Genomic DNA, 12,947 nt, shown 5'->3' on the forward strand with positions numbered 1-12,947 from the left:
AGATGATGCTCAGGATTTTGCGCTTCAACATAGGTGGCAAATTGCTCCTGGCTTTCGCCTTGCTGATTCTGGGCTTTGGCGGCCTGCTGTTTACCACTCTGGAGCGCTTCGTCGAGTTGCAAGCCCGCGAGGAGGTGCAGTTTCAGCGCAACTACGAGCGGATCTCGGCAGTCAAGGAGCTGCGCATCAATATCGCCGCCCAGCGCAGCGAACTGCTTCTGGCCATCAGCCCCGGGGGCAACGGCGAACTGAACGAGCGAGAGGAACAGATTCGCCAGCACAGCGTCGAGAACGAGCGCCTGATCAAGCAACTGCGCAGGGTGGTCAGCGACGACCCGCAAGCCAGCGAGCTGCTCGATCAATTGCTCGATGTGCGCAATGCCACGGCGCATACCCGCGCCACGCAACTGCAGCTGATCCGCAACGGTCAGCTGGAAGAGGCGCTACAGCTGAGCAAAGGCGTGCAGCGCGAGCGCTTCGAAACGATCCATGAGCTTGGCCTGCAATTGGCCACACTGACCGAGCAACGCATCGCCGAGACGCTGGCGTATTCCCGCCAGAGCCTCGAGACCCTGCGCGAGCGTATCCGCAATCTGAGCCTGCTGTTGGTGGGGGGGAGTGCCGTGCTGGCCTGGCTGTTGAGCCGGCATATTGCCCTGCCACTGGCCCGCCTGACCGGTCTGGCCGAGCAGATCGGCCGCGGCGAGATCCCGCGTGAGGTGAGCAGCAGCCTGCGTCAGGACGAAGTGGGGCGGCTGGCCCAGGCGTTCGTGGTCATGAGCCAGTACCTGCGCGAACTGGTGCAGGAAATGAATGAAGGCATTTCGGTGCTGGCCAGTTCCAGCGAGGAAATTCTCGCCGCCACCAGCCAGGTAGCCAGCAGCACCCAGGAAACCGCCACGGCCATCAGCGAGATCGCCACCACTGTCGCAGAGGTCAAGCAAACCGCAGTGCTGGCGGGCACCAAATCGCAAGGGGTCAGCGCAAGCGCCGAGCGCACTCGGCAGATCGCCCAGGGCGGTCGGCAGGCGGTGGAGGAAGCGCTGAGCGGTATGCAGCAGATCCGCGAACAGATGCAGGCGGTGGCCGAGAGCATCATGCGTCTGGGCGAACAGAGCCAGGCCATCGGCGAGATAGTCGCCTCGGTCGGCGACCTGGCCGAGCAATCCAACCTGCTGGGGGTCAATGCCTCGATCGAGGCGGTCAAGGCCGGCGAAACCGGTAAGGGTTTCTCGGTGGTGGCCCAGGAGGTCAAGGCCCTGGCCGAGCAGTCGAAACAGGCGACGACCCAGGTGCGTGGAATTCTCGGGGAAATCCAGAAGGCCATGACCAAGGCGGTGTTGCTGGCCGAGCAGGGCAGCAAGACGGTAGAGGTCGGCTACCAGCGCGCCCAGGCCAGCGGCGAGGCGATTCGCAGCCTGAGCAGCAATATCGATGAGTCCAGCGAGATGGCGCTGCAGATCGCCGCCACCAGCCAGCAGCAGATGGTTGGCATGGACCAGGTCGCCAGCGCCATGGAAAGCATCCGCCAGGCCAGCCAGGATAATGTCGGCGGCACCCGTCAGGTCGACCTGGCGGCGCGCAATCTGCACCAACTGGGCCTGAAGCTCAAAGGCCTGGCGGGCCGGTTCAAACTGTAAGAGCAGAAAGCCAAGCGGTCATTCAGGAAGAAGGAGTTGGAATGAGGATCAATATCAAGCTGGCGACGGCGATTGCCATTCTCACCACGCTGATTGTCGGCACCTTGGGCATGATGACCTATCTGAAGAGCCAGGCCGAGCTTGAGAGGAGCATCCTGCGAGAGGTGGACAAGGACATGCTGCAGCTGGCCACCGGCATCGAGCTTTCTCTCGGCCGGGTGCGTGAGGATGTCCTGTTCCTGAGCGCCACCCCGGCACTGGCGGACATCATCGATAGTCCTCAGGAGGGGGGGGCCAGGGTAGCTGCCGAACAAGCCTTGCAGCAGACCTTCGTGGCGCTATTGAAGAGCAAACCGGATTACTGGCAGGTGCGCTATATCGATGAAAACGGCTGGGAGCGCGTTAGGGTCGATGCGAACAATGGCGAAGTGCAGGTGATCCCGGCCGAGCAACTGCAGAGCAAGGCGCAGAATGCCTACTTTATCGAGACCATGCGGCTGCCGGAGCGGGCACTGTATGTCTCGCCGATGAATCTCAACCGCGAGCAGGGGCGGATCGAAACCCCGTACAAACCCACGCTGCGCTTCGCGGTGCCGGTCTTCGCCGAACAAGGGCGGACCCGGCGCGGCATGCTCATCATCAATCTGCATGGCAAGAATATCCTGGCGAGCATTCAGGCGCAGTTCGGTCAGATGTACCTGGTGAACAAGGAAGGGTATTTCCTCAAACACCCCGATGCCTCCAAGGAGTTCGGTCTCGACCTACAGCGGCAGTACAGGCTGGAAGACCTCAACCCGCTCCTGGCGGCCAAGCTGACGAGCGCAGGCTCGTTGGTCGAACACGCTGACAATGGCGCAAGCGCAGAGTCGCGGATTCATGGTTTCAGGAAGATCCACTACGATCCACAGGACAACAGCAATTACTGGACCCTGGTGTTTGAGTTGCCTACCGCCGAGGCGTTCGCCTCGGTGGATGCCTTACACAGGGATTTTATCTGGATCGGGTTGCTGGTCATTGGCGCGGGCACGGGCGCGGGCTTTGTCTGGAGTAAACAATTTTCCAAGCCCCTAACCGAAATAGCCGAACGCGCCACCTTGATAGCCGCCGGCGAAATCTCGGTAAAGTCCATAACCCGGCCGCGTAGAGACGAGATCGGCATTCTGGACGACGCCTTCAACCGGATGGCCGCCACGCTACAGGAGAAAGCCGATGTGGCGGAGCGAATTGCCACGGGTGATCTCACGGTGGAGGTCGCCTTGCATTCGGAGCGGGATGTACTCGGCGTGGCTTACCGTCGAATGGTCAGCAATCTGCGGCAACTGGCCGACAGCGCCGAGCGAGTGGCGCGCGGCGAGTTGACGGTCGAAATCCGCCCCGCATCGGAGAACGATCAGTTGGGACGAGCGTTCAGCGGCATGGTGAGTAACCTCAAGCAGGTGATCCACGAATTGAACGAGAGCATCACAGTGCTGGCCAGTTCCAGCGAGGATATTCTCGCCGCCACCAGCCAGGTGGCCAGCAGTACTCAGGAAACTGCCACGGCCATCAGCGAGATCGCCACCACAGTGGCAGAGGTCAAGCAGACCGCGGTGCTGGCGGGCAACAAATCGCAAGGGGTCAGCGCAAGCGCCGAGCGCACTCGTCAGGTAGCACAAGGCGGCCGGCAGGCGGTGGAAGAAGCGTTGAGCGGCATGCAGCAGATCCGCGAACAGATGCAGGCGGTGGCCGAGAGCATCATGAGCCTGGGCGAGCAGAGCCAGGCCATTAGCGAGATAGTCGCCTCGGTCGGCGATCTGGCCGAGCAATCCAACCTGCTGGGGGTCAACGCCTCGATCGAGGCAGTCAAGGCTGGCGAAACCGGCAAGGGTTTCTCGGTGGTGGCCCAGGAGGTCAAGGCCCTGGCCGAGCAGTCGAAACAGGCCACCGCTCAGGTACGGGGGATTCTCGGGGAAATCCAGAAGGCCATGACCAAGGCGGTGCTGCTGGCCGAGCAGGGCAGCAAAACGGTGGAGATCGGTTACCAGCGCGCCCAGGCCAGCGGCGAGGCGATTCGCAGCCTGAGCAGCAATATCGATGAGTCCAGCGAGATGGCGCTGCAGATCGCCGCCACCAGCCAGCAGCAGATGGTTGGCATGGACCAGGTCGCCAGCGCCATGGAAAGCATCCGCCTGGCTAGCCAGGACAATGTCGGCGGCACCCAACAGGTCGACCTGGCCGCGCGCAACCTGCACCAGCTGGGCCTGAAGCTAAAAGGCCTAGCAGGTCAGTTCAAACTGTGAGCATGCCATGAGCCTGAATCGCGAGGTCCTGCAAGAGCAACTGTTGGCCAGCTTCAAGCTGGAGGCCGACGAACGCCTGGTGACACTCGCCGATGAACTGGCCGGCTGGCGCGAGTCCGCCGCTTCGGCCGAGGCCGTGGAGTCACTATTTCGCGAAGTGCACAGCATCAAGGGCGCAGCTCGGGCCGTTGGCCTGGCCGCTGTGGAGCAGCTTTGTCATGCGTGGGAAAGCCTGCTCGCCGCAGTGCGCAGTGGCGGACTGGGCCTGAGCGCCGAGCGGGTCGAGTTGTGTCGCCATGCCCTGGGCATGTTGCAACAGCTGCACGGCGGCCGTTCGCCCGATAGCGAAGAGCAGGCCGAACTGATCGAGAGCCTGGAAGCGGCCGCTACCGGCGCACCGGTGCAATTGCCCGAGCTGCCGCAGGCTCCTGTGCTCTCGCGCAACGAGCCGGGTACCGTTCGGGTTTCGACCCAGCGCCTGGATGCCCTGCTGTTTCACAGCGAAAGCCTGTTGCAGCACCGGCTCGAGGCGCAATCGCTGAGCCAGCGTCTGAGCGAGCACGTACTCGCCTGCGCGCCGCAGCATGGCCGCCAGATCGGCGCGGGGACCCTGGAGCAATTGCGCGGCAGTCTCTCCGCGCTACCCACGGCGAGCCAGGGCGGTCTCAGGCTATTGTTCGACTACCTGGACTGGAGCCAGGCCCAGCTCGATAGCCTGCATTTCGCAGCGGTGCAGTTGGATAAGGCCGGCAAGCACCTGGCGCAGGGGCTGACGCAGCTCTCTGCGGGCCTTACCGATGAGTTGCAGAGCACGCTGCTGCTGGCCGGCAGCCACTTGGTGGAAGGCCTGCCGGCGATGGTTCAGGACCTGGCCAGCCAGGCCGGCAAGCGGGTCGAGCTGCAAGTGCGCGGTAGCCATCTGCAAGTCGACAAACGCATCCTCGACGAACTGCGCGCACCGCTGACCCATCTGCTGCGCAATGCCCTGGACCATGGTCTGGAAACCCCGCAGCAGCGCATCGCCAGTGGCAAGCCGGAGCTCGGCCGGGTGCAACTGGAACTGCTCCAGGAGTCGGCGGACCGCTTCGAACTGCGGGTCCGCGACGATGGCCGCGGCCTGGACCTCGCGCAACTCAAGGCCAAGGCAGTGAGCGCTGGCCTACTTGGCCAGGAGCAGGCCGAGGCACTCGGCGCTGCGGAGGCCGCCAAGCTGGTGTTCAGTTCCGGCCTCAGTACCAGCGCCATGATCACCGACCTGTCCGGCCGCGGCCTGGGCATGTCGATCGTGCAGGAGGTGGTCGAGCGCCTCGGCGGGCGCATCGAGCTAGAGTCCAGCCCGGGGCAGGGCTGTTGTTTCCACCTGCACCTGCCCCTCAGTCTGTCGACCTTTCGCGCAGTGATCGTGCGTATCGCCGAACGCACCTTCGCCGTCCCGGCCCTGGCGGTGGAACGTTGCCTGCGCTTGCCGGCCTCGGCGTTGAAGAACCTGGAAAACCGCCCTTCGCTGGTGTTCCAGGAGCAAGTGCTGGCGGTCTGGTCCCTGGCCGAGGTGCTTGGCCTCGGCACTCAGGTTCGTGACGGTGACAAGCTGACCCTGCTGCTGCTCAAGGTGCGCGGCGAGCGCTTTGTCCTGTTGGTGGACGAGCTGCTGGGCGATCAGGAAATTACCGTGAAGAACCTCGGCAAGCAGCTGGTACGGGTGCGTAATCTGCTGGGGGCAACCCTGCTCGGCGATGGCCAGTTGGTGCCCATTCTGCACCCCGGGGATCTCTACCGCAGTGCCCTGGAGACCCGCGTCAGCGCCCTTGCCCAACGCGCCGAGCCGAGTCCCGACACACCGCAGCAGCGCGTGCTGATCGCCGAGGACTCCTTCACGTCGCGCGGGCTGCTCAAGGCCATACTCGAGGCCGCAGGCTATCAGGTGGCCACCGCCAATGATGGCCTGGAAGCCTGGAATACCCTGAAACAGACGCAGTTCGACCTGCTGGTGTCCGATGTGGAGATGCCGCGCATGGATGGTTTCACCCTGACCAGCCGGATTCGCGCCGACCGCGAGCTGGACAGTTTGCCGGTGGTGCTGGTGACGGCCCTGGGAACCGCAGAAGACCGGGCCAGGGGGCTGGAAGCCGGGGCCAATGCTTATTTGGTGAAAAGCGGCTTCGAGCAGGACAGCCTGCTCGATGCCATTCGGCGATTGATCTGAGAGGGGCGCAACCATGCGAGTACTGATAGTCGATGATTCGCCAGTCCTGCGCTTGCTGCTGCGCGCGGTCTGCGAAGAAGCCGGCTTCGAAGTGTGCACGGCCGACAGCGGGGAGCAGGCGCTGACGCTGCTGGAGCGCTATACCCCGGATATCGTGACCATGGACGTGCACATGCCGGGCATAGACGGTTACGAAACCACGGCACGGATTCTCGAACGCTATGCCTTGCCGGTGGTGGTCCTGACCGCCAGCGCCAATGTCAATGACGCGACCACCGCCATGCGCGTACTGGCAGTGGGCGCGCTGGCCGTGGTGGAGAAGCCCCGCGGGCTCGATGCACCGGACTTCCAGCAGCGCATCGAGGAACTGCTGCGCACGCTGCGCAGCCTGGTTCAGGTCAAGGTGGTGCGCCGGCCCCGTCCGGCGCAGTCGCCCCAGAGGACTTGGCCAGCAGCCAATCCGATACTCCAGGCCGCCCCGCGGCTGGTCGCCATCGGGGCCTCGGCGGGTGGGCCGGTGGCGCTGAAAAGCCTGTTGCAGAGCCTGCAGCAGGCTCCCCCTTGGCCCATGGTATTGGTGCAGCACATCAGTACAGGCTTTCTGCCCAGTTTCTGCCAGTGGCTGGGCAGCCTGGTGACGCTGTCGGTGCAGATTGCCGAGGATGGGCAGCTGCTGCAGCCTGGGGTGCTCTATCTGGCACCCGATGGCAAGCAACTGGGTGTGAGTGCAGAGCTGCGCGTGCAGCTGCAGGCGGGCACTGCCCAGCAGCAATTCTGTCCGTCGATCGATCATCTTTTCAACTGCGTGGCTCGTCAGCTTGGCAACCGTGTCATCGGTATCCAGCTGTCCGGTATGGGCCGCGACGGCGCTGCGGGCCTGGCCGAACTGCGCCGGCAGGGGGCTCTGACCCTGGTGCAGGAGCCTGCCAGCGCGGTCATCGACGCGATGCCGCGGGCCGCCATCGAGATGCAGGCCGCCAGCCAGATTCTCGCCCCGGAACAGATTGCCGCCACGCTCGATGTGCTAGCCCGGCAAGTGGCCACAGCACCGGCCGGCGAAGGAGGAGGTACGTCATGTACGACCACGCTGAAATCCTGATAGTCGAGGACAGCCCGACCCAAGCCACCGAACTGCAGTACCTGCTGGAAGCCTCGGGTTGCCAGGTACGCGTCGCCCGCAATGGCGTCGAAGCCCTGGCCATGATCGGTGAGAGTCTGCCGACCATCGTTATCAGCGATATTGTCATGCCCGAAATGGATGGCTACGAACTCTGTCGACAGTTGAAAACTGCCCCGCGCACGACGAACATCCCGGTGATCCTGGTCACTCACCTGGCCGACGCCCGCGATGTGGTGCATGGTCTGGCCTCCGGGGCGGACAACTTTATCGTCAAGCCGTACGACGAGAAGTACCTGATGTCGCGCATCCGCTACTTTCTGGTCAACCTCGAACTGCGCAGCCATGAGCGGGTGCAGATGGGTGTGGAGGTGGTGCTGGAGGGCGAGCGGCATTTCATTACCGCCAGCCGCCAGCAGATCCTCGACCTACTGATCTCCACCTACGAGCAGGGCGTGCGCCTGAACCACGAGCTGCAGTCCAAGCACGACGAGTTGGCTCGCAACAACTCGCTGCTCAATTGCCTGTTCCACTTCACCAGCGGTCTGACCGATGCCAAGACCGAGCAGCATGTCATAGACGCGGCGCTCAAGCGCATTCTGGAGTTTCCCGAGGCCGTGGCGGCCTGGCTGCTGATGACCGACACCGATCAGGTCGACGAATCGGCGCGCCTGACCGGGGCCTGCGGCCGCGGCGCGGACTATAGCCTCGAGCGACTGAGCGCCTGTGTCGACAACTGCCCGTGCCGGCATGCCTGGCTCACCGACGGTCTGACCACGCCCAGCAATATCAGCGCCTGTCCGGCGCTGATCCGGCAGGCGGGCGAGGGCTGCCACGCGAGCATCCCGCTGCTGCTGGGGCGCGAAATTATCGGCATGCTCAATGTGGTCAGACGCAACACTCAGCCCTGGTCCGAGGAGTCGCTCGATGCTCTGGCCTCCATCGGCCGCCAGCTAGCCATGGCCCTGGGGCGGGCTCGGCTGTTCGAAAGCATGGAAGAGCTGGTGGCGCAGCGCACCCGGGCGCTGGCCCAGAACGAGGTGCTGCTGCGCAAGATTCTCGACAGTCTGCCGGTCGGCGTGCTGGTCGCCGATCACAGTGGCCGGTTGATCATGAGCAACCCAGAAAGCAGCCTGATCTGGGCCGGCAAACACCCCGTCGAGCTGGCCGACTACCCGCAGTACCAGGGCTTCTGGGCCGACAACGGCCAGCCCCTGGCAACCCCGGACTGGCCGCTGGTACGGGCGGTTCAACAAGGCAAGGCGACGCGCAACAAGGTAATCGACATCGAAGCCTTCGATGGCACGAGCAAGACCATCCTCAACTCTGCCGTGCCCTTTGTCGACGAGCAGGGGGTTTTGCAGGGGGCCATCGCGGTGCTCCAGGACGTCAGCGAACAGCGCCGCCGCGATCTGGATATCCGCATTCGCACCCGCGCCGTGGAGGCCAGCGTCAATGCCATCGTCATCACCGACAACGAACAGCCGGACCAGCCGATCGTCTATGTCAATCCGGCCTTCGAGCGTATCACCGGCTATCGCCGCGATGAGGTCGAAGGGCGCAACTGCCGTTTCCTGCAAGGGGCCGACACCGACCAACCGCCCCTGGGAAACATCCGCCGGGCGCTGCGGGCCCAGGAGGAGGGCGGGGCGCTGTTGTGTAATTACCGCAAGGACGGTTCGGCGTTCTGGAATGATCTGAAAGTCGCACCGGTGATCAATGACCGTGGCAAGGTCAGTCATTTTGTCGGCATTCTTCACGACATCACCGAGGGCAAACGTTATCAGGAAGAGCTGGAGCACCAGGCCAACCACGATGGCTTGACCGGCTTGCCGAACCGCAACCTGCTCAACGACCGTATCCGCCAGGCCATTGCCTTTGCCAACCGCAATGGCAGCCAGTTCACTCTGGCCTTTATGGATCTGGATCATTTCAAGGTGGTCAACGATAGCCTCGGCCACAATGCTGGCGACCAACTGCTGGTTCAGGTGGCTGAGCGCCTGCAGCGCAACAGCCAAGAAATCGACACAGTAGCGCGCCTGGGTGGCGATGAGTTCGTCATCCTGATGGTTGGCCGCGACCAGCGCATCGGCTGGCTGGAGCAGCTGCAACAGCTGATCGCCGAACCGCTGCTGCTCGACGATCAGGAACTGGTGGTGAGCTGCAGCATCGGTTTCTGCTGTTTCCCCGAGGACGGGGCCGATGTTGTCACCCTGCTGCGCAATGCCGATACCGCCATGTACCAGGCCAAGCACCAGGGGCGTAATCGCATCTGTGCCTTTACTCCGGAAATGAATGACAAGATGCAGCGGCGCCTGCAACTGGAGCGGGAAATTCGCCAGGCCCTGCAGAACAACGAGTACTGCCTGGTGTACCAACCGCAGCTGGACCTGCTTAGCGGACGCCTGTGCGGTTTCGAAGCGCTGGTGCGCTGGCAGCACAAGGGTAAGCAGGTCCCGCCCGATGAGTTTATTCCGCTGGCGGAGGAGACCGGCCAGATCGTCGCCATCGATAACTATGTGTTCGACGCCGTATGCCGTCAGCTGCAGTCCTGGGAAGACTTGATGAAGGGTCTGAGTATTGCGGTTAACTTCTCGGCGATCAGCTTTATGGAGGCCGACTTTATCGAACGGGTACAGGAGACCATGGAGCGCTACGGGGTGGCACCGGCCAGGCTCAAGCTGGAAGTGACCGAGACCATGCTGATGACCAACACCGATGAGGTGCTGTTGAAGATGCAGGCACTCAGTGCCACGGGTATTCGTTTTTCCATCGACGATTTCGGTACCGGCTACTCGTCCCTGGGTTATCTGAAGCGCTTCCCCTTCAGCGAGTTGAAAATCGACCGCAGCTTCATCACCGATATGCACCTGGAGCCCGACAGCGCCTCGCTGGTGCGCTCGATGATCTCCATCGGTCATAACCTGGGTATCAAGGTGATCGCCGAAGGAGTGGAAACCGCCGAGCAACTGGGTTTTCTGCGTCGTACCGGCTGTGACGAGATGCAGGGCTATTACTATTCGCCGCCGTTGCCACCTCCGGCCTGCCTGGCATTGCTCCAGGGCGGGGCAGAATTGCACCTGCCGGACAATATCATTGAGGGGCAGGAGCGCTACCTGCTGCTGATCGACGCTGAACCGAGCATCCTCGTGGCCCTGCAGCGCGAACTGCACCTGGAGAACTACCGTATCCTCACCGCTGCAAGTGACGCCGAGGCATTGCCGTTGCTGGCGACCTATCCGGTGGATGTGGTGCTGACCGATATACGTCTGGCCAATATGAGCGGGGTGGACTTTCTGCGCCGCCTCAAGACTCTTCATCCTGAAATCATTCGCATGGTGCTGAGCGGTTCCAGCGAGCTTGGCAGCATCCTCAAGGCCGTCAACGAGGGGGTGATCTACCGCTTTATCAGCAAGCCCTGGGCTGTCGACGATCTGCGCGGACAGGTGCGCGAGGCCTTCAAGCAGCGCGAACTGCAACAGGATAACCAGCGCATGCGCGAACAACTGCTGAGCCTGCAGCACAGTCAGCCGCAGGTGCATGGCGAAATTATCTAGCCGCCGTATTGGCCCGCGGCGCTCGAACACCCGATTAAGCCGGGCCGGCCACATCGACCGGCCCAGCAAGCCTCAGCCCTGGGGCGTTCTGCTGCGGTACTCGGTTGTGGTCATGCCGGCATAGCCCCAGTTATCGGTATCGACTTCCTCGATCACGATATGGGTGAGATCCGGGCGTTTGTTCAGCACGCGCTCCAGCGTCTCGGTGATTTCCCTGATGACCTGGGTTTTCTGCTCGCGGGTTACGCCATCACGGGTGATACGAACGTTAACAAAAGGCATGCTATTGCTCCTGCGTTGGGGGGAAGCTCTGAGGCACTTCCCCGGGAAGGTGATCACTGTATTCAGTCCCTTAGGGCTACCACTTGCCGGCGCTCATGCCTCCGTCCACCGGCAGAATGGCACCCGTGGTGAAAGGGGCGTTGGCCAGATAGAGCACCGCATCGGCGATTTCGCTGACCTGGCCCATACGCCCGGCCGGTTGCAGACCCTTGAGAAAATCATGGGTCGCCGGGTCGTGCATCGGGGTTTCGATGATTCCCGGTGCCACAGCGTTGACCTGGATATTGTGCGGCGACAGCTCCAGGGCGAGCGCGCGGGTGAATTGATTCAGTCCGCCCTTGATCAGCACCGGCAATGCTGCCGGAACCGCCAGGTTAGGTTGTAGCGCGATCGCGGCAGTGATGTTGATGATGCGCCCCTGCTTGCGCCCGATCATATGGGCCGCCGCCACCTGGGACGCGTAGATCACCCCCTTGAGATTGGTCTGCAGAAGGTTCTCGATATCCTCCGGGCTGTACTCGACGAAGGGCTTTGGCAGAAAGAAGCCTGCATTGTTGACCAGCACATCAACATGGCCGAAGGCCTCGATGCCCGCCTGAAAGATGCGTTCGGCGGTTCGCGGCGCGGCGATATCGCCTGTCACACCGATAAAACCCTCTGGATTGCCAAGTTTGCTGCTGGCCTCGGCCAGGCCGGCCTCGGAGCGGGCATTGCCTATCACGTTGAAGTCGTTGGCGAGGAAGGCCTTGACCAGGCCGAGGCCGATGCCGCTGGAGGCACCGGTAATAGCAACGGTTCTGCGAGTAGTCATGGGGTTCTCCTGAAAGGATTGAAGGCTTTCTCAGCGCAAGTAAAGGGTGGTGCGCTGCTGGGAGGGACTATATTTTTGCTTGATGAACTGATAAATAGGGTTTTTATAACTTCAATTGATACATGGTGTAATTAATAGTGCGGCGACAATTCGACGATGTATTGCTGGGCAGCATCGAGCTGTTCTGCCTCGCGGCGGAAGAGGGCAGCTTCACCGCCGCTGCGCTGTCTGCAGGGGTAACGCCGGCCGCAGTCAGTCGCTCGGTCGCGCGCCTCGAGGAACGCCTGGGGACGCGGTTATTCGTGCGCACCACCCGGAGCATTCGCCTGACGGACGGCGGGCGCAGCTATTACGAGCAGTGCCGCCAGGCCCTGACGCAGCTGGTGGAAGCGGAGCGGGAGGTGACGGGCAAGCAGCTGGACCCCTCGGGTACGCTGCGCATCAGCCTGCCCACCACCTATGGGCATCATCGCTTGTTGCCTCTGCTGCCCGAATTTCGCCGGCTTTACCCCAAGGTTCAGGTCGAGGTGCATCTGAGCAACCGCAATATCGATTTTGTCGCCGAAGGCTATGACATGGCCGTGCGCGTACGTGCTCAGCCGGACTCGACGCTGATCGCGCGGCCGCTTGAGGATGCCCGGCTGGTGGTGGTGGCCAGCCCCGAATACCTGGCACGGGCGGGCACCCCGCTGACCCTGGACGATCTGGAGCAGCATGACTGCATCCAGTTCGAACTGCCCAGCAGCGGCCGGCCGATCACCTGGCTGTTCAGCGAAGGCAGCAAGGAGCGGGAAATGCTGACCAGCGGCGGCTACCTCTGTTCCGACGACGTGCTGGCTGGCGTGACTCTGGCCAAGCATGGCGCGGGCCTGTTCCAGACCTATCGTTTTATCGTCGAACGCGAATTGGCCGAGGGTTCGCTGGTGGAAGTGCTTCAGCCATGTTCTGGACGCTCGCGCCCCTTCACCCTGCTGTACCCCCACAGCCGGCATATGCCGCTGCGTCTACGCGCGTTCGTGAACTTCATCATGGACAAAAAGCAGGCGTGGTGAGCGCAT

At 62.7% G+C, this 12,947-nt stretch carries 8 protein-coding genes; 6 read left to right on the top strand and 2 right to left on the bottom strand.

The annotated features are described in order from the left end of the window. Positions 1-5 precede the first annotated feature (5 nt). The 5 genes from AACY13_RS08915 to AACY13_RS08935 are packed head-to-tail and all read left to right on the top strand — an operon-like array spanning position 6 to position 10,796. Positions 6-1,640, top strand: coding sequence for a methyl-accepting chemotaxis protein (locus AACY13_RS08915; protein WP_339460843.1), 1,635 nt, complete (start codon positions 6-8; stop codon positions 1,638-1,640). Between the two features lie 41 nt (positions 1,641-1,681). Further along, positions 1,682-3,919, top strand: a complete 2,238-nt coding sequence (locus tag AACY13_RS08920) for a methyl-accepting chemotaxis protein (RefSeq protein WP_339460844.1) — start codon at positions 1,682-1,684, stop codon at positions 3,917-3,919. Positions 3,920-3,926: 7 nt separating this feature from the next. Continuing rightward, complete coding sequence (locus AACY13_RS08925; protein WP_339460845.1) at positions 3,927-6,122, top strand: hybrid sensor histidine kinase/response regulator; 2,196 nt, start codon at positions 3,927-3,929, stop codon at positions 6,120-6,122. Between the two features lie 13 nt (positions 6,123-6,135). Beyond that, entirely contained in the window at positions 6,136-7,221 is a 1,086-nt protein-coding gene (locus AACY13_RS08930; protein ID WP_339460846.1) for a chemotaxis protein CheB, read from the top strand. Then, positions 7,197-10,796: an EAL domain-containing protein gene (locus AACY13_RS08935; protein WP_339460848.1), complete on the top strand. Its 3,600-nt coding sequence runs from the start codon at positions 7,197-7,199 to the stop codon at positions 10,794-10,796. The genes AACY13_RS08930 and AACY13_RS08935 overlap by 25 nt, the downstream gene beginning before the upstream one ends. 72 nt (positions 10,797-10,868) lie before the next feature. On the opposite strand, the gene AACY13_RS08940 is transcribed toward AACY13_RS08935, so the two are convergent. Both AACY13_RS08940 and AACY13_RS08945 read right to left on the bottom strand, forming a co-directional pair. Continuing rightward, on the bottom strand, positions 10,869-11,078 hold the full coding sequence (locus tag AACY13_RS08940; RefSeq protein ID WP_339460850.1) for a tautomerase family protein: 210 nt from the start codon (positions 11,076-11,078) through the stop codon (positions 10,869-10,871). A gap of 76 nt (positions 11,079-11,154) precedes the next feature. Then, positions 11,155-11,889 carry an SDR family NAD(P)-dependent oxidoreductase gene (locus AACY13_RS08945; RefSeq protein ID WP_339460852.1) on the bottom strand — a complete coding sequence of 245 codons (735 nt, stop codon included), beginning with the start codon at positions 11,887-11,889 and terminating at the stop codon, positions 11,155-11,157. Positions 11,890-12,026: 137 nt separating this feature from the next. On the opposite strand from AACY13_RS08945, the gene AACY13_RS08950 reads away from it, so the two are divergent. Then, positions 12,027-12,941: a LysR family transcriptional regulator gene (locus AACY13_RS08950; protein WP_339460854.1), complete on the top strand. Its 915-nt coding sequence runs from the start codon at positions 12,027-12,029 to the stop codon at positions 12,939-12,941. Positions 12,942-12,947: the final 6 nt, after the last annotated feature.

It is taken from the genome of Pseudomonas sp. EA_105y_Pfl2_R69, assembly GCF_963970915.1.
Lineage (GTDB): Bacteria > Pseudomonadota > Gammaproteobacteria > Pseudomonadales > Pseudomonadaceae > Aquipseudomonas.

Bases quoted from the DNA above. Each gene is read 5' to 3' on its own strand.
- AACY13_RS08940 (WP_339460850.1), bottom strand. From the start codon at position 11,078: ATGCCTTTTGTTAACGTTCGTATCACCCGTGATGGCGTAACCCGCGAG.
- AACY13_RS08945 (WP_339460852.1), bottom strand. From the start codon at position 11,889: ATGACTACTCGCAGAACCGTTGCTATTACCGGTGCCTCCAGCGGCATC.
- AACY13_RS08920 (WP_339460844.1), top strand. From the start codon at position 1,682: ATGAGGATCAATATCAAGCTGGCGACGGCGATTGCCATTCTCACCACG.
- AACY13_RS08915 (WP_339460843.1), top strand. From the start codon at position 6: ATGCTCAGGATTTTGCGCTTCAACATAGGTGGCAAATTGCTCCTGGCT.
- AACY13_RS08925 (WP_339460845.1), top strand. From the start codon at position 3,927: ATGAGCCTGAATCGCGAGGTCCTGCAAGAGCAACTGTTGGCCAGCTTC.
- AACY13_RS08935 (WP_339460848.1), top strand. From the start codon at position 7,197: ATGTACGACCACGCTGAAATCCTGATAGTCGAGGACAGCCCGACCCAA.
- AACY13_RS08930 (WP_339460846.1), top strand. From the start codon at position 6,136: ATGCGAGTACTGATAGTCGATGATTCGCCAGTCCTGCGCTTGCTGCTG.